12 protein-coding genes are annotated in these 17,403 nt (G+C 69.7%); 5 read left to right on the plus strand and 7 right to left on the minus strand.

The features are described from left to right. Window positions 1-7: 7 nt before the first annotated feature. The 5 genes from M3Q35_RS07610 to M3Q35_RS07630 form a co-directional block, all read right to left on the minus strand. The gene (locus M3Q35_RS07610; protein ID WP_273940940.1) at window positions 8-3,157 is read right to left on the minus strand and encodes a chymotrypsin family serine protease; all 3,150 of its coding nucleotides are present in this window, start codon (window positions 3,155-3,157) and stop codon (window positions 8-10) included. Window positions 3,158-3,337: 180 nt separating this feature from the next. Then, window positions 3,338-5,329, minus strand: a complete 1,992-nt coding sequence (ligA, locus tag M3Q35_RS07615; protein WP_273940941.1) for an NAD-dependent DNA ligase LigA — start codon at window positions 5,327-5,329, stop codon at window positions 3,338-3,340. 39 nt (window positions 5,330-5,368) lie between these two features. Continuing rightward, window positions 5,369-6,832: a flavin-containing monooxygenase gene (locus M3Q35_RS07620; protein ID WP_273940942.1), complete on the minus strand. Its 1,464-nt coding sequence runs from the start codon at window positions 6,830-6,832 to the stop codon at window positions 5,369-5,371. 8 nt (window positions 6,833-6,840) lie between these two features. Then, on the minus strand, window positions 6,841-7,671 hold the full coding sequence (locus tag M3Q35_RS07625; protein WP_273940943.1) for an SDR family NAD(P)-dependent oxidoreductase: 831 nt from the start codon (window positions 7,669-7,671) through the stop codon (window positions 6,841-6,843). Beyond that, window positions 7,652-8,992, minus strand: a complete 1,341-nt coding sequence (locus M3Q35_RS07630) for a cytochrome P450 (RefSeq protein WP_273940944.1) — start codon at window positions 8,990-8,992, stop codon at window positions 7,652-7,654. Before M3Q35_RS07630 ends, M3Q35_RS07625 begins: the two co-directional genes overlap by 20 nt. A gap of 91 nt (window positions 8,993-9,083) precedes the next feature. On the opposite strand from M3Q35_RS07630, the gene M3Q35_RS07635 reads away from it, so the two are divergent. The 4 genes from M3Q35_RS07635 (at window position 9,084) to M3Q35_RS07650 (ending at window position 14,325) form a co-directional block, all read left to right on the plus strand. Beyond that, window positions 9,084-9,677, plus strand: a complete 594-nt coding sequence (locus M3Q35_RS07635; RefSeq protein WP_337960570.1) for a TetR/AcrR family transcriptional regulator — start codon at window positions 9,084-9,086, stop codon at window positions 9,675-9,677. Between the two features lie 88 nt (window positions 9,678-9,765). Then, a complete protein-coding gene (locus tag M3Q35_RS07640) occupies window positions 9,766-11,055 on the plus strand; it encodes a S53 family peptidase (protein WP_273940945.1) in 1,290 nt (429 codons plus the stop codon). A 14-nt stretch (window positions 11,056-11,069) separates the two neighbouring features. Then, window positions 11,070-11,561: a hypothetical protein gene (locus M3Q35_RS07645; protein WP_273940946.1), complete on the plus strand. Its 492-nt coding sequence runs from the start codon at window positions 11,070-11,072 to the stop codon at window positions 11,559-11,561. Between the two features lie 163 nt (window positions 11,562-11,724). Then, window positions 11,725-14,325, plus strand: a complete 2,601-nt coding sequence (locus tag M3Q35_RS07650; protein ID WP_273940947.1) for an ATP-binding protein — start codon at window positions 11,725-11,727, stop codon at window positions 14,323-14,325. On the opposite strand, the gene M3Q35_RS07655 is transcribed toward M3Q35_RS07650, so the two are convergent. After that, window positions 14,326-15,744: an FAD-dependent monooxygenase gene (locus tag M3Q35_RS07655; RefSeq protein WP_273940948.1), complete on the minus strand. Its 1,419-nt coding sequence runs from the start codon at window positions 15,742-15,744 to the stop codon at window positions 14,326-14,328. 111 nt (window positions 15,745-15,855) lie between these two features. On the opposite strand from M3Q35_RS07655, the gene M3Q35_RS07660 reads away from it, so the two are divergent. Continuing rightward, window positions 15,856-16,821 (plus strand): Lrp/AsnC family transcriptional regulator, encoded by a 966-nt coding sequence (locus M3Q35_RS07660; RefSeq protein WP_273940949.1) that lies wholly within the window; start codon window positions 15,856-15,858, stop codon window positions 16,819-16,821. On the opposite strand, the gene M3Q35_RS07665 is transcribed toward M3Q35_RS07660, so the two are convergent. Beyond that, window positions 16,822-17,331 (minus strand): deaminase domain-containing protein, encoded by a 510-nt coding sequence (locus tag M3Q35_RS07665; RefSeq protein WP_273940950.1) that lies wholly within the window; start codon window positions 17,329-17,331, stop codon window positions 16,822-16,824. Window positions 17,332-17,403 lie beyond the last annotated feature (72 nt).

A 17,403-nucleotide genomic window follows, 5' to 3' on the forward strand; every position in this document is an offset into this window, starting at 1 on the left:
CCCTCCCTCACCCTCGCCCGAGGGCGTCGAGGATCTCCGCGTACGTCTTGCCGGCCAGCGACGGCACCGCCGCGTGCGCTTTGTCCAGCGCTGTCCGCAGCGCCGGGCTGGCATACGGCGCGACGCCCGCCCGTAGTTCGTCGAGCACCACGTCCACCGGCCGATCGCCGATCAGGGTTGGCACCGTGGCCGCCGGATCCCTCGGCAGCCGGCTGAGCAGCTGTGCCAGCGCCGCACCTCCGCCGCGCCGCCACAGAAGCAACACCCGGCGGTTGCTGCGGACCAGCGAAGTCAGCTCGTCCTGGTGGTCCTGCCACAGGGCCGTCACCGCCCGGCCGGCCGGCGAGGCAGCCAGGTCCGTGCGGAACCGCTCCGATTCGAGCGCGGGCTCCGCCGTGACGGCGCTGCCGCGGGCATTGTCGACGGTGGCCACATCCAGGTCGATGCCGTCTTTCTTGAGGCGCGACAACACGTCGTCGATGTGGAGGGCGTATCCGTTGCCGTTGTCGTCGAACTGATAGAGCAGACCGATGACCTCGAGCACCGGCAGCCCGTCGGGTCTGGTTGTGCCGAGGTCATTGACCAGCACGGCTCCGGAATCGCCCTTGACCAGGAAGTAGGTCGTCTGGCCCGGTGCGGCCTTCGGGTTCGGACGGGGCTTGACGATCATGAGGCGATCGCCGACGGCATGACCGGGAACGAGGGTGGCGGTGCCGCCGGTGAGACCAGTACGCGCACCGAATTTGCGGACGTTGTAAGGCACAGTATCCGAGTAGTCCTCGGGCTCAAGGGTGTGTTTGCCGGTCACCTTGCCGAGGCCACGGATCTCCGGCGCCCACGGCCGCTTCACGATCCTGATGACGGCCTCGTCGCGTTCGAACGGCGCCGGTTGCTCGGTGCCGACGCCGTAGAAGCCGATCGAGTCCGAGCAGAAGATCGAGTACGTCTCGCCGGTCGGCTGGCCTGCCTCCGACTTGCCGGGAATCGGCTTGAAAGTCTTTTCACCGTTGGCCACGTGCTCATTGGTGAGGCCGTAGGGCGTGGAGTGGGTGGCCGAGTCGACGAGAATGCAACCAAGAGTGCCGAACCGCTCGGTCGCCGTTGCCGTGCCCCACTGCTGCTTTGTCGTCTGCGCGTCGAACATGCCGATGCGGTAGCCGCCGATAAGGATCTTTGCCTCATCGGCGTTCGTGTCGAGCTTGCCCGGATCGAGCACGCCCGGCGGCAGCTGCGCCGCCGCGGGGCGCGGGCCGCCGGCGGTGTCGACCACGTCGGTGGGCACGCCGTCGAATTCGGCCGGGATGAGCTGGTCCGCCGCCAGCCCGTCGGCCGTTGCCTTGTGCCGGACGTAGACCTTGATCGCGAGCTGGTCGGTGACGAGGTCATCGACCTCCTTGTGGCCGACACCGACGTACAGCACGCCGTCTCGGGCGAGCAGGCCCGCCCGCTCGCGGTCGATGATCGCCACGATGTCGTCGGCGGTAGTGGGCTTGGTCAGCGCGGCCAGCAGCTGGAGGTAGCTCAGCCCGGCGGGATCGGGCAGCACCTTGCGCACCTCGGCCAGTGCCGCTTGGAGTTCCGGGCTGGCGAACCGGGTGAACCCGGCGATGACCCGGTCAACGCACTCGGCCACCGGCACGCCGTTGAGCGTGGCGGGCACGACCAGTTCAGGGTTGTTGGCCATGCGGATCAGGAGCTGGAACAGGCCGGCCCCGCCGGTGCGATGCCAGGCGACCGCGACCCGTCGGTTGCCGTCGACCAGCCCGGTCAGCTCGGTCCCGTGCGCCGACCACAGGTCCAGCAGCCGGCGACCGGCGGCGCCGTTGGCCAGATCCTCCCGCAGCCGCGACAGCGTCGCCGTGTCCGGCGGCGTCACGCCCGGCAGCCAGCGCTTCACCGACGCGGCGTCCGCCGGCGCCGCGGCGGCCGACAACGCCGGCGCCAACTCGGGCGCGACCATGGCCAGCGCCGGGTGTTTGGGCGCCTCTGGCACCACGTTGATCTGGCCGAACTCGGTGGCCGTGGCCAGCGCCACCGGCAGGTGCTGGACGGTGGTGAAGTAGTCCAGGATGTCCTTCATCGGGATCGCCAGCGTCCACCGGTTCAGGATGGGCGGGTCCTCGCCGGGGTCCCGCGGTATCTGCTTCACCTCGTCGGTGTCGGTGTCGACGATGCCCGAGACCACCAGCCCGACAGCCTTGCCGGCGGAGTCCACAATGGACGCCCCGGAGTCGCCTTCCTGGCTGAAGCAGTAGTCGGTGATCCCCGGCTCCGGCGGATTGGCCTTGACCAGGATCAGGTTCTTGTAGGTGATGGTGTCGCCCTTGCCGCCGAACGCCTTGCCCTGCACGTTGATCGCCCGCACCATGCCGCCCGTGCCGCGGGTGCGGATGCCCCACTTCCACACGTCGAACGCCGGAACCGTGGTCAGCTGCTGGACGGTGAACTCGTGCACGCCGGTGATCGGGCCGATGCCGATGTTGTCCGCCGTCCACTTCGTACCCGGGTCCAGCCGGGCAAGTGCCGCGTCCACCACGCCGTTGCGCGCGCCGTAGTAGAACCGGCCGATCCGGTTCGAGCAGCAGCTGCACAGGATGTCGTCCGGGCCGTGCGGGTGGCGGATCTTCGTCGTGATGTCCGCGTTGTCCGTGCCCACCCGCTGGCCCAGCACGTGATGGTTGCTGACCAGGTACACGATGCTCGGGTCGGTCGTGTCGCGGAAGAAGCAGCCGATGGTGCCGTTGGCCGAGCTCGTGCCGGACTGTGCGGCGTCGGACGACACCATGATGCCGCCCATCAGCACCTTCACCCGCTCGGTGCCCTGTACCAGTTCCGGCGTCGTCTCGTCCTTGTCGGACTCCGCCCGCAGCCGACCGCCCGGCCACCGCGGCGGTGTCGCCGGCCCGTCGTCCGCCGGTTCCTCGCTCAGGTCGACGACATCCGTCGGGATCCCGTCCACCTCGGCCGGGATCAGCTGCCCGGCCGGCAGCTGCGCCGCCGGGCGCTTGCGTTCGACGAACACCTTGATCACGGACTCCGGCACCGGCCGGCCGGCGCGTTCCCGGCCGCCCAGGCCCACGTACCGCACCCCGGGCCGGGCCAGCAGGTCATCGGCCACCCGCTCCTTCGCGGTGACGTGGTCGGCGTGGCTCAGCATGCGGCTCCGTCCTCACCGGGGGCGCGAAACGTCAGCGCCACACCGGAAACCCCCGTGTTCGAACCGATGCTCTCAGGCTGGCGTTGGGCCTTTCGGCCGTCAACGACACGGCTGGTTCCCTGCCCCAAAAGGCAGCAGGCGGGAGAGGGGGAACGGCGGAGTGGGAAGGGCGGCCGGCGGTCAGGCGATGCCGGCGTCGATGAGCTGGCGCCAGATGTCGGCCTGGTCGGTGATGGCGACCTCGAGTTTCTCGGCCTTGGCCAGTTTGCTGGCGCCGACGTCGGCGCCGGTGATGAGGAGGTCGGTGTTGGCGGAGACGGAGGAGGCGATGGTGGCGCCGGCTTTCTCGCACAGGCGCTGGAAAGCGGGGCGGGGGACCTTCTCGCCGGAGCGGGGGTCGGCGATGGCGCCGGTGACGACGACGGTCTTGCCGGCCAGGGGAGCACCGGCGGCGACGACCGGAGGGAGGTCCTCGGAACGGACGTCGAGGGAGACGCCGTGGGCGCGGAGGCGGGAGAGCTCGGGGCGAAGACGGGTCAGGTGGGCGGAAAGGGAAGCGGCGACGCGAGGACCGATGTCGTCGACGGCGACGAGCTCCTCCTCGGAAGCGTCGGCGACGGCCTCCAGAGAGGGGAAACCGGCGCGGCACAAGCGGGAAGCGGTGCCCTCGGAGGCCATGGGAATGGCCAAGCCGATGAGGGCCCGGCGCAGGCCGACGGCCCGGCTGGCGGCGATGGACTCGATCATGCGGGTCGCGGAGGTCTCGCCGATGCGGTCGAACTCGAGCAACCGGTCCTTGGTGAGGCGGTAGAAGTCGGAGGGATTCTCCAGGTCGCCGGACTCGGCCAGCCGCTCGATCCACACCGGACCGACGGCCTCGATGTCGGCGGCGGCGCGGGAAGCCCAGTGGATCAGCCGCCGTGTGGTCTGGGCCGGGCAGGAAGCGTTGGTGCAGAACAGTTCCCGGCTGTTGCCCTGCTCGGTCAGGATCTCGCCGCACGAAGGGCAGGTGGTCGGCGGGACGATCTCCCGCTCGGCCCCGGTGCGACGAGACTCGTCCAGAACACCGGCCACGAACGGGATGACGTCGCCGGCCCGGCGCACCAACACGGTGTCGCCGATGCGGATACCACGCGCCCGGATGACCTCCTGGTTGGCCAGCGTGGCCCGGGTGACGGTGGTGCCGCCGACGAAAACCGGCTCCAGGTGGGCAACGGGCGCGATCTTGCCGGTCTTGCCCACGTCCCACACGACGTCGGCCAGCACGGTGGTCTTCTCCTCGGCGGCGAACTTGTAGGCCAGCGCCCCGCGCGGGGAGTTGGAACGGGTGCCGGCGGCGCCGTAGGCCACGCGGTCGGCCAGCCGCAGTACGGCCCCGTCCAGGTCGTAGTCACGGGAGTTGCGGCTCTGCTCGATCTCGCCGATGGCCTCCTGCGCCGACGCGGCGTCGGTGCACACCCGCATGTCGGCCGCGGCCAGACCAAGCGCCGACAGCGCCTGCTCCAGGTCGTCCGGCGCGCCGCCTTCCGAGGTGTGCAGATCGAACGCGAACAGCTGCAACCGCCGCTCGGCCACGGTCGCCGGATCCTTGGCCCGCAGCGTGCCGGCGGCGGCCCCACGGGGGTTGATCAGCGGCTTGTCGGGGTGCGCGGCGTTGTAGGCGGCGAAGGTGGACCGCAGCATCACGGCCTCACCCCGCACCTCCACCCGCCCGGGGGCGTCGATACGCGTGGGCACGCCGTCGACCAGGGCCCGGACCAGGAACGTCACGTCGTCGCCGGTGGTGCCGTCGCCGCGGGTGACCGCCCGCACGAGCCGGCCGTCCTCGTAGACCACGGCCAGCGACAGGCCGTCCAGCTTGGGCATCACGGCCATCGGCTGGCCGGGGAACCGGTCGAAGAACGCCGCCACCTGCTCCGGCCGCGTCGACTTCTCCAGCGACAGCATCGGCCGCGAGTGCCGGACCGGAGCGTGCAGCACCGACGGCCCGCCCACCTGCTCCAGCGGGTTGGGGTCGGGCGCCAGCTCCGGGTTCGCGGAGATCAGGGCCCGCAGCTCGTCCTCGATGGCGTCGTACTCGGCGTCCGCCACCTGCGGCGAGCCGCGGTAGTAGGCGTCGCGCAGCGCCACGATCTGGTCGGCGAGTTCCTGGATGCGTTCCCCGGTGTCCACGGCGCTGACGCTACCGCCAACCCCTGACAATCCGGGCGGCTATGCGACCACCCGTTTGTGGGTCTTCGTGAACCGCAGCGTCCCGTCGTCGATCTTGCCGTGCCGCAGCAGCACCACGTCGTTCGCGTAGCTCATGCCCAGCTGCCACGGCTGCCGCGAGCCGGCGCGCGGGAACTCGTGCACGGTCCGCTGCACGTAGCCGGCGGCGAAGTCCAGCAGCGGCCGCTCGGTCACGTCCGGGTCCGCCACCGGCACGCACTGGGTGTAGCCGTTTCGGTCCATGTGCCGCAGCAGCCGCACTGTGTACTCGGCGACCAGGTCGGCCTTCAGCGTCCACGAGGCGTTGGTGTAGCCGATGGTGAACACGAAGTTCGGCAGCCCGCTGAGCATCATTCCCTTGTACGCCATGGTCTCCGGCAGCTTGATCTCGCGGCCGTCGACCGAGAGGCCGATGCCGCCGAAGGCCAGCAGCCGCAGCCCCGTCGCGGTGACCACGACGTCCGCCGGCAGATCCTGGCCGGACTTCAGCCGAATACCGGACGACGTGAAGCCGGCGACCTCGTCCGTGACGACCGACGCCTTGCCGTGCCGGATGGCCCGGAACAGGTCGCCGTCCGGCACCAGGCACAGACGCTGGTCCCACGGGTCGTAGCGGGGCTTGAAGTGGGTGTCCACGTCGTAGCCGGGCGGCAGCAGCGGCACCGTGGTCTTGCGGATGAACGACCTGATCATCCCCGGCCGGCGCCGGCTGAGCTGGTAGATCAGCGTGGCCAGGGCGACGTTCTTCCACCGCGTCACCATGTAGCCGAGCCGGTCGCCGAGCAGCCGGCGCAGCTGGTTGGCCAGCTTGTCCTCGCCCGGCCGCGCCACGATGTACGTGGGGGAGCGCTGCAACATCGTGACGTGCTCGGCCTTGTCGGTCATGGCCGGCACGAGCGTGACGGCGGTGGCGCCGCTGCCGATCACCACGACCTTCTTGCCCGCGTAGTCCAGGTCCTCGGGCCATTCCTGCGGGTGGATCACCGGCCCGCCGAACTTGGCCAGCTCCGGGAACTCCGGCTGGTAGCCGCCGTCGTAGTGGTAGTACCCCGTGCACAGGTACAGGAACCGGGCCGTCATCCGCACGGTGTCGTCGCCGTGCCGAACCTCAACCGTCCACCGAGCGTCCTCTGTGGACCACGACGCCGAGATCACCCGGTGTCCGTAGCGGATGTGCCGGTCGATGCCGGCCTCGGCCGCGGTGTCCCTGATGTAGTCCAGGATCGCCGGCCCGTCGGCGATGGCCTTGGCCTGGGTCCACGGCCGGAACCGGTAGCCGAGGGTCTGCATGTCCGAGTCGGACCGCACACCCGGGTAGCGGAACAGGTCCCAGGTGCCGCCGCTGGACTCGCGGGCCTCCAGGATGGCGTACGTGCGGCTGGGGAAGGCGGAGTGGATGTGGTGGGCTGCGCCGACGCCGGACAGGCCGGCGCCGACGATGAGCACATCGACGTGGTCGGACATGCGGCTCCTCAGCGACGACGGTCGGCGGCGCGGCCGATCAGGTCGAAGTAGTGGGTGGGGGCGATGCGCATCATGGCGTCGAACAGGTACGCGTCCGGGCCGACGAGGATGCGGGCCTTGCCGGCCTCGACGCCGCGGTGGATGATCTGCGCCGCCTTGTCCGGCGTGGTCATGGCGATCTTCTCGAACGACGCCGCCATCTCGTCCATGGACCGTGAGCGCCCCTCGGGATCCTGGCGCATCCGGCCGTTGCGGACGATGTTCGTCTTGATGCCGCCGGGGTGCAGGTTGACCGCGCTCACCCCGGTGCCGCGCAGCTCCTGCCGCAGCGAGTCGGTGAAGCCGCGGACCGCGAACTTGGCCGCGCAGTAGGCACTCTGGAACGGCATGCCGGCCAGCCCGAACACGCTGGAGGTGTTCACGACGACACCGGAGTCCTGCGCGACCAGGATGGGCAGGAAGGCCCGGGTGCCGTTGACCACCCCGTGGAAGTTGATGTTGTGCAGCCACTGGTCGTCGGCCGGATCGGCGTCCAGCACCGTGGACGACAGCGCGACGCCGGCGTTGTTGAACACGCCGGCCAGCGGGGCGGGCAGCCAGTCGCGCACCTCGTCGGCGAATTTCCGCTGGTCGGCGGCGTCGCTGACGTCCAGCACCCGGGTGAGCACGCTGCCCTTCAACGAGGCGGCGGTCTGCTTGAGGCCCGTCTCGTCGATGTCCGCGATGGCCACCGGCGAACCCAGCCGGTTCAGCCGCAGCGCCAGGCTGCGGCCGATGCCGGAGGCGGCGCCGGTGATCATCACGGGCCGGCCGGTGAGCCTAGGAAGCTGTCGGGGCATCGGCACTCCTTGTCGCGGGCTGGTCGATCGGGGTCGGCTTGCGCACGATCGCGAGGCCACCCTTGGCCGGCGCGTTCGCGATGCCCCGAGAATGCCAGGGCTCGTCCGGGAGCGTGGTAGGGGCCAGGTCGAACTCGCGGAGCAGGGTCCGCAGCACGACGTTCATCTCCATGGTGGCGAAGGCCGCGCCGATGCAGCGTCTGCTGCCGCCGCCGAACGGGATCCACTGGTACAGGTCGGGTTTCGTGCCGACGAACCGGTGCGGATCGAAGGTGAGCGGATCCGGGAACAGCGTCGGGTCCTGGTGGATCAGACCGATGCTGGCCAGCACGGTGAGCCCGCGGGGCAGCGTCCAGCGACCCAGTTCGACCTGGTCGGACCGGATCCGGCGGCCGACCATGTCGATCACCGGCCGGGTCCGCTGCACCTCGAGGATGGTGGCCTCGCGCAGCGTCTTGCCGTCGGTGCGGGCCTCCTCGGTCAGCTCGCGCAGCACGTCCGGATGGCGGCGCAGCCGCTCGACCGCCCAGGCCAGCGTGGTCGCGGTGGTTTCGTGGCCGGCGGTGAGCAGCGTGAGCAGCTGGTCGGCCATGTCGCTGTGGCTCATCGCCGTGCCGTCGTCGTAGCGGGCCTGGAGCAGCAGGGCCAGGATGTCCTCACGCTCGTCGAGCCGGCCCTCCCTCTCGGCCTTGACGATCAGCCGCTCGATGATCGCGTTGTACTCCTCGCGCATGAGCCGGAACCGGCCCCACGGGCTCCAACGGCCCCAGTCGGTCTTGGGGACGGGCAGCACGGCCAACAGCGAGCCCAGCTTGACGAACCGGGGCAGCAGTTCCCGTAGGTCGTCGAACTCCGTGCCCTCGGCCCCGAACACCGCCCGCAGGATGATGTTGAGGGTGAGTCGCATCATCGACGGCATGGTCGCGAACTGCTGGTCGGCCGGCCAGCCGGCGAACTCGCGGAGCGTCTCTTCTTCCATGATCTGCTCGTACGCCGCCAGGCGGCGGCCGTGGAACGGCGGCACCAGCAGCTTGCGCTGTTTGCGGTGGTCATCGCCGGACAGCGCGAACAGCGAGCCGGGGCCGAGCACCCGGCCGAGGTTGGGCTCGATGTTGTCGGCGACGTCCGATCCGGCCTGGAACAGCTGTTTGATCTCGGCGGCGTCGCTGATCACCAGGGCTCGGCCGAACATCGGGGAGTTGAAGGTGAACGCGTCGCCGTAGCGGGCGCGCGCCTCGCGGAAACCACGTCCCGGCCTGGTCAGCGCGGCGAACGCCTGCACCAGCCGTGGCGTGGACGGTCCCGGTGGCAGCGTGGTCATCCGGCGCCTCCCTGTGGTACGTCAACGTACCGGCCCGATGGTACGCTCACGTACCAGGAACTCTCAAGGGGGAGGCACTACCGTGACGACGGTGACGCGCTCCAACACCGCGACCCCGGTGGACTTCCGGCGGCGGCTGCTCGACGGGATGGCGGCGGCCATCGGCGAGATCGGCTACCGCGACACCACGGTGGCCGACGTGGTGCGCCTGGCCAAGACCTCGCGGCGTACCTTCTACGAGCACTTCGCCAGCAAGGAGACCTGCTTCGTCGCGCTGGTCACCGAGGCCAACGACGAGATGATCCGGCGCATCGCCGGCGCCGTCGACCCCACTCAGCCGTGGCCGGTGCAGGTGCGGGCGGCGGTCGTGGAGTGGCTGGCCTGCTCCGACGCCGAACGGGCTGTCACGCACAGCTGGATTCGCGACATGCCGGCGCTGGGGTCGCTGGGCCGTCAGCTGCAACGGGACATGCTGGAGAAGTTCGTCGACATGGTGCAGGCGCTCACCGACAGCGAGAGCCTGCGGGACATCGGGATCTACCGGGTCGACCGGCAGATGGCGATTCTGCTGCTGGGCGGGCTGCGTGAGCTGATCGCCAGCAACGTGGAGGAGGGCGGCGAGGCCATGGACATCACCGAGACCGCCGTCCGGGCGTCGATCGCCCTGCTGGGGCCGAGATCGTAGGACGTGCGACGCCGGCTCGGGTTGCGCCACTGAAGGATAGCTCACTTCTCGTGATCATCTCGGCACTCGCGGTGCCATAGTGTCGGCCATGTCTTGGGCGCGATCAACGGTGCTGGCCTCGGCCATCGCCATGCTGGCGGGAATCGTGGGAAGTCCGACCGCGATGGCGGGCCAACCCGATGTGCCGCAACTGCATCAGCAGGTGCATGCGGCGACGTTGTTGCAGAATCACGGCGTGCGAACGGTGTGCGCGCATTGCCGGTCCCTGGTCGTCACGTCGACACCGGGCGGCTCGGCCCCGCTGAGCACCGCCGCGCCGGCCGGCTACTCGCCGGCCGAGCTGGCGGCGGCCTACTCACTGCCGGCGAATTCCAGCAGTAAAGCGACAATCGCTATCATCGGGGCCGGTGTGGACGGAAATTTGGCCGCGGATCTGGCGGTGTACCGGTCCACGTTCGGGCTGCCGGCGTGCACGGTGGAAAGCGGTTGCCTGCGGCTGCTGGACTACGCCGGCGGGGCGCAGGTGCCGCCGCAGACCGGGAATGAGGGCGCGGCGATCGAGGAGCGGGTCGCCGAGGAGACGTCGTTGGACGTGGACATGGCGTCGGCCGCCTGCCCGTCCTGCCGGCTGATGTACGTCGCGGTCCCGTGGCAGGACGCCATTGACGACAACGACGTCAGCACCGGCGACTTCGCCCAGGCCGTGCAGACGGCCGTCGCCGCCGGCGCCTCAGCCGTGAGCATCAGCTACGGCTACACCGCCGACGTGACGAACACGCAGCAGTTCACCCTGTCCCACAAGGGAGTTGCCATCACGGCGGCGACCGGCGACGAGGGCTTCAACGGCGGCGTGCACCAGAGCTGGCCGGCCGACCTGCCCGGCGTGATCGCCGTCGGCGGCACCAGTTTGACCGCCCCCGGCAAGGAAACCGCCTGGTCGATGGCCGGCAGCGGCTGTGAAACCGCCTTCCCCAAGGCCAACGGGCAGCCCAAGGCCGTCACCGCCGCGTGCAACGGCCACCGCGCCGCCTCCGACGTCTCCGCCGACGCCGATCCCGCCACCGGTGTCGCCGTCTACGACACCTACGCCCCTACCGGCGACGGCCCCGACAACTGGCTCGTCATCGGCGGCACCAGCGCCTCTTCGCCGTACGTCGCCGGCCTCTACGCCCGTGCCGGCCATCTCGCGAACGTCAACGGCCCCAACACCCTCTACGCCGCCCCCAAGTCGGCGTTCAACGACGTGACCAGCGGCAACAACGAGATCTTCCACCAGTGCACCGACTTCCCCGGCTCCGCCGCCGCCGTGTGCAACGCCGGTCCCGGCTGGGACGGCCCCACCGGCCTCGGCTCCCCGCACGGGCTCGCCGCCTTCTGACCTCGGAGATCCCCTTGAAGAAGCTCGCCATCGCGTTCGCCGGGCTCCTCGCCCTGCCCGCCCTCACCGCCGCCGCCACACCGCCGCCCGTGCCGTGCGGCGTGAACCTCGTTTCCTTCTACTACGGCGGTTTCAGCCAGAACCTCAGCCTCGGCTCCTTCGACCTCACCCTGCTGGCCCATGACGGCGTCACCTGCACCCTGCCCGACACCCCGCTGATTGCCGTCGGCGGTCCGGACGGGTCCGTTCCCCTCCACGTCGACGGCCGTGGCGGCACCCTCGTGCTCCGCCCGAACAGCCCGTTGCACGCCTCCCTCTCGTACAACCTCCCCGACCTGCCCGAGAACGCCGTCAAGATCAGCTACCTGCACCTGTCCATGCCGGACAAGTCGTTGCGGGGCAGCTACTTCGGCACCCCCGGCGTCATCGACATCAACAAGAACGGCGTCTTCGTCACGGCCTGGCGCACCGGCATCGGTCTCGGGCAGGGCGAGGGCACCAGCTGATCAGCGGGGTTCGGCCCGGAACGGAGCCGTATGCCCGTCCTGGACGTCGGTGGCGAGCATTTGGTTAGTCCGTCCTGGTGTCTTGACCGCCATACGGGCCACCACTGCCGTCGCTGATGGTCTCCTGGATGCGCGATCGAGCGTCGCCTGGGCGGGAGGACGGATGGCAAGGGTGTTCGTCGGACGTCGGGAAGAATCGACCGAGATGCAGAACTTTCTGGAGCGTGTGGCCCGCTCGGGCACGCGGATCCTCCTGGTCGAGGGGCCGGCCGGTGTCGGCAAGTCCGCGTTGGTGAGCAAGTTCCGAACCTACTTTCGCGAGTCGTGGTCGGGCCGTCCTGGCGTTACGGCTCTGGTTCGGTGTCACGGCCAGGTGGGAGCGGACAACGCTTACGAGCCGATGGTGGACGCGGTCGAACAGCTGAATCCACAAGCGCGCCGTTGGCGTCGCGCGAAGGCCGGCGCGCACGTAGCCGCGGCGTCGGCGTCCGAACTCGTCGCTGGGGTGGTGCCGGGTACCGGACCGGCGTTGCGTGCGGGTGTGGGAGCGCTCGGGCACTCCAGACTGGCCGATGGTGCGAGAAGCGTCCAGGGGCTTACGTCGGCTGTGCTCGCAGCGGTGGGCCGTGAGCACGTTGGGATGCTTGTCGTCGACGACGCGCATCTGATCGACGCCAGCTCCTGTCAGGTGGTCGAGCGCCTGGTGTCTGCGCCAGAACGCGGGCCGCTGGCGATCGTGCTGGCGGTTCGGCCCGAGGAAGTCGACGGTGCGTTGCGGGAGATGCTTGGTCGACTGACCGTCCGAGGTCAGGTCGATCGACTGGTCCTGAGTGGCTTGGGCGTTGCCGATATCGCTGAGTACGTGAGGTTGTCGATCGGGGCCGTCCCTGCGGCCAAGGATTGCGACCGGCTGCGTCGAGTGACTGGTGGACTGCCCTTCTTCCTGGGCCAGTGCATGTCACTGCTCCAAGAAGAGGGACACGGGATCGAGGCTCCGGTTCCGTGCAGCGTCGAACTGGTCATACGGCTGCGTCTTGGGCGATTGAATGAGCAGGTGGTCACGTTGCTCGTCCACGCAGCGGTTCAAGGGGAACGGTTCTCGACCGATGTGTTGGAGCGCATGGCGAACGTGCCGCACGATGAGGTGCTAACGCAGCTGTACAGCACGGCTGCGCACCCTGGTCTCATCCATCTCTGCCCGCCGGACGAGAGGGCCCGCGTCACCGGGTACGACGTGTATGAATTTGACCATTCGTTGTTGCACAGCGTTCTGTACGCCTGGCAGAGCCCGCAACAACGACGTGAACGTCATGCGCTCGCGGCGCGCGTGCTGCTCGAACTGTCCTCGGCCACCGACACCACGAATGTGGAGTTCCAGCTGGAGCTGGTTCGACACCATCACCTAGGAGGCGACTTCGGCCCGGCTGCCCGGCGGGCATTGGCCGTTGCCCGCACGTTGCTCATCACCGGTGGATCGCTCGGTGAGGCGGAACGACTGTGCCGTCAAGCGTTGGCGGACGCCCGATCGTTGCCGTCCGATCAGGAGACGGACCGGCTCGAGGTGGAGATCATCGAGCTGCTGCTGCTCTGCACGGAACCCCGGTGGCACGTGGTGCCGGGGGCGCACCCGAGCACGGAGTTGGAAGGGCTCGTCGACGAGGCCGTGCAAGCCGCGGCACGCAACGGTGACCTGTTGCTCCAGGTGCGGGTGGCGGCGGTGCGGGGCCGTGTCGTGCACCGGGTGCACGGTGTCGATGCCGGGCTGGAGGCACAGCGGCAGGCGGTGGAGCTCGCCTCGGCGGCTGGGCCGGTGGTTCGGTTCCTGACGCTGGCGATGTATGGGCGAGAGCTGACCAAGCGGGACATGTACGCCGGGATCGAGGTGCTACGTCAGGCAGAGAGACTCGCAGAGCAGACGCCGGAGATCCATGACTCGACGGACGTCGCCATGCGCCAGGCGTATTTCCGGACCAAGGTCCAGATCGGTGTGAATCTGTTCGACGCGGGCCAGCTCGGGGCGGCGAACACCGTGCTCGACGCGATGGCGGATCGGCTGCGGCGCACCGAGGACGTGGGCATCCTTCCCATCGGGTTGAACTTCCTCGCTCAGGTGCAGCTGGCGATCGGCTCGTGGGCGGCGGCGCGGGCGACCCTGCACGACGCGGTGCGGCTGGCTGACGATGGGCCGGACGCATGGCACGCCAATAATCTCGCGCTACTGGGCAAGCTCCGGGTCGATCAGGGCGAGGTCGAAGCCGGCCTGGCGCAGATCGAGGCCGCATGGGTGGAGATGAAACAGGTGTGGCAGACGAACCTCGCTACGCTGGTGGCCAACCTCTACGCACAGGCGGTGTTGGACAGCTCGCCAGGGAAGGTCGATCGGCCGGCGCTGGTGGACCGCCTGCTGACCGACAACATCTCGGAGTGCCGACTTTCCGGGATGACGCGGAGCGAGGTCTTGGCCCACTGCCTGCATGCACGACTGCGACTGGCCATGGGTGGCGTCGACGATGCCTACGAGGCCAGTCAGCGGGCCGTGCGTCTGCTCGAGAAGCACGACCCGCTGCCGGCCCTTCGGACCGAGGAGATCTACTACTGGCACAGCGAGGTGCTTCGCCAGTTGGGGCGTGGCACCGAGGCCGACGAGTTTCGCCGTCGTGCCGGGGAGATCGTGCGGACCAAGGCACAGAGCCTGGACGGTGTGTTGCGCGAACGGTTCCTCACCGAGGTACCGCTGAATGTGCTGGTAACGCACAGTGCCTGATCAGCGGGGTTCGCCGAACCAGCGGGTCAGGGCCGGCTCCAGCTCGTCGGGGGAGCCGGCCCAGCAGACGTAGCCGTCAGGGCGGACGAGCATGGGACGGCCGGCGGTGACGCGGGAGACGGTGGCGGACCAGAGGTCGCCGAGCTTGGCGTACTGGTCGTCGGGATCGAGCAGGATGGCCCGGCCGGGACGGAGCATGGCGTGCAGCCGGGAAGAGCCCACGGGCAGGTCAGGGGCGGGCAGGCCGACAAGTCCGTCACCGGGGATGGGGTAGCGGATCACCATGCCGGACATGAGGTCGGCGAGGTGGCGCTGGACGGCGGGCAGCTGGGCGAGCTCGCGGAAGATCGCCTGGCCGGCAAGGACGTCGGGGTCGCGGGTGCCCTGCCAGTCCATGTACAGGCTCTGGGCCTGGACGTTGCGCAGCACGCCGGCACCGACGGGATGGCGTTCGGCGTGGTACGAGTCGAGCAGGTCGGCGGGGGCCCAGCCGTGGACGGCGGCGCCGAGCTTCCAACCGAGGTTGAAGGCGTCGCCGATGCCGGTGTTCATGCCCTGCGCGCCGAGCGGCAGGTGCACGTGGGCGGCGTCGCCGGCGAGGAACACGCGGCCGTGGCGGTACTGGGCGGCCTGGCGGGCGGCGTTGGTGATGCGGCGTGAATAGCGGAGTTCCAGCAGCTCAACGCGGTCGTCGAAGACGATGCGCAGGCCCTCGCGGATCTCGTCCTCGGTGATCGGGACGTCCCGCGGCACCGACCGGCCCGGCCCGCCGAGCACGAGGCGGGTGATCGGCTGGCCAGCGGCATCGGTGCCGAGCGGGAAGAGCGCGATCCAGGTGCCGTCCTCGCTCCACGTGTGCGACAGCTCCCGCTCGATGCCGCCGAGCGACACGTCGGCGGCGATGACGGTGGCGGTGCCGAGCCGGCCGGGGAATTCCGCCCCCAACAGGTGCCGAACCTTGCTGTGGGCGCCGTCGGCGGCGACCAGGTAGCGGCTGCGAATGGTGGTGCCGTTGGCGAACGTGGCGGTGACGCTTTCCACGTCCTGGGCGAGGTCGACGAGCTCGTGGTCCCGGCGGGCGTGAATGCCCTGCGCGGCAAGGTGATCCTCGAAGAACGCCTCCAGGTCGACCTGCGGCAAGTATCGCCACTCGCGCGGGCGGATGTTCGCCAGCTCCAGCGGAACGCCGGCGAAATGCCCGGAGCCGATCGGGAAGTCCCCGCTGGCCAGCAGCGGCTCCAGCAGCCCGCGCTGGTCGAACGCCTCCAGCGTGCGCGACTGCACGCCGCCGGCCCGCGACAGCTCGCTGCGCCGCGGCAGCTTGTCGGCCAGTACCACCGACACTCCCGCCACCTGCAACTCGTTGGCCGTCATCAGGCCCGCCGGGCCCGCGCCGACCACCAGCACATCGGTGTCCATGTCCTGCTCCCCTTCGTGATCTCGACGGGAGCAACACTCCGGCTTCGGACGCCGCGGCAGCCAGTGAACCGATCATTTGTGCCGATATCCGACAACCACTACCGTGAGACGGTGGAATCCGACTTCGACGAGCTCGACCGCCAGCTGGCGTACGCCCTCCAGATCAACGGCCGAGCCCCGTTCAGCACCATTGCCGAGGTGCTCGGCGTGTCGGATCGCACCATCGCCCGCCGCTACAACAGGTTGCGGACATCGGGGGCGCTACGGGTGATCGGCGGCGTCGACCCGACGGCGTTCGGGGCCATGCAGTGGGCCCTGCGGATCCGGTGCGCGCCCAACGCATCGGTGCCGGTGGCCGAGGCGCTGGCCCGCCGGCCCGACACGACCTGGGTGAGCCTCACCTCCGGCGGCACCGAGATCGTCTGCACGGTCCGGACCGAGAGCGACGCCGACAGCGAAGCGCTGCTGCTGGCCAAGCTGCCCCGCACGCCGCGGGTCGAGGGCGTGACCGCGCACTCCATGCTGCACTACTTCTACGGCGGCGCGGACAGCCACATCGCCAAGCTCGGTTCGTTGAGCCCCAAGGCAATCGAGCGCCTGCGGCCGCCGCCGCTGCCGTCACGGGAAGGCCCCGTGACGCTGGACGACGGCGACCGCAAGCTGATCGCCGCCCTGACCGTGGACGGCCGCGCCGAGCTCGAGCAGCTGGCCGTGGTGACGGGCTGGTCGCCCACCACCGTGCGGCGGCGCATGACCGAGCTGCTCGAACACGGCGTGCTCTACCTGGACATCGACGTCGACGGCCGGCTGTTCGGCGTCGGTCCCCGGACCATGCTCTGGCTTTCCGTCACCCCCAGGCACTTGGCGGCGGTCGGCGCGGCGTTGGCCGGCCACCCCGAGATCGCCTTCGCCGGGGCCACCACCGGGCCGTCGAACCTGTTCGCCAGCATCATGTGCGCCGACCAGCGCGAGCTCTACCGCTACCTCACCACGCGGGTCGCCGCCCTGCCCGGCATCACGCACGTGGAGACCGCGCCGGTGATCCGCACCGTCAAGCGCGCCGGCAATCCGGCGTGACTACAGGGTTTTCACCCACACGCCCTCGCCCTCGTGCTCCGCGCCCTTGTCGTAGCCGTAGATGCCGCTGCCGGTGCCGGCCGGCACCGTCGGCCGCAGCTTGTCGCCGGTCGTGTAGCGCACGATGATCTTGACCTTCTTGAACTCCCGTTTGAACTGCGCGATCACCGACCGGCAGGAGCGGCAGGGGCCCTGGTCGTCCACCACCGTGATGGTGCCGGTGGCCTGCTCCACGTTGTCGTAGTAGGCGTCCGGGTCGTTCTGGTAGTGGTCGAAGACCTCGTTGGCCAGCCAGTCGAACAGCTGCGCGTCCGGGTCCCACATGTGGAAGTACTGCGGCCGGCCCTTGCTGTCCTTGCCGTCGGCGGTGCGCCGGTAGTACGTCGGCGCGCCCGCGTTCTCCCCGGTGGTGCAGGAGATCTTGTCCTTGAGCCGTGCCCCGTCCGGTAGCACGATGTCGTAATCGATCTTCACTGTGTTGCGCCCGGTGTACCTGACCGTGCTGGTCATCGACAACTCCCCGTGTGAACGACGATGTTCGACACCAGCACGTCGGCCGCCGGCCGGCGAGCGATACGGGTC

Source organism: Kutzneria chonburiensis (genome assembly GCF_028622115.1).
Lineage (GTDB): Bacteria > Actinomycetota > Actinomycetes > Mycobacteriales > Pseudonocardiaceae > Kutzneria > Kutzneria chonburiensis.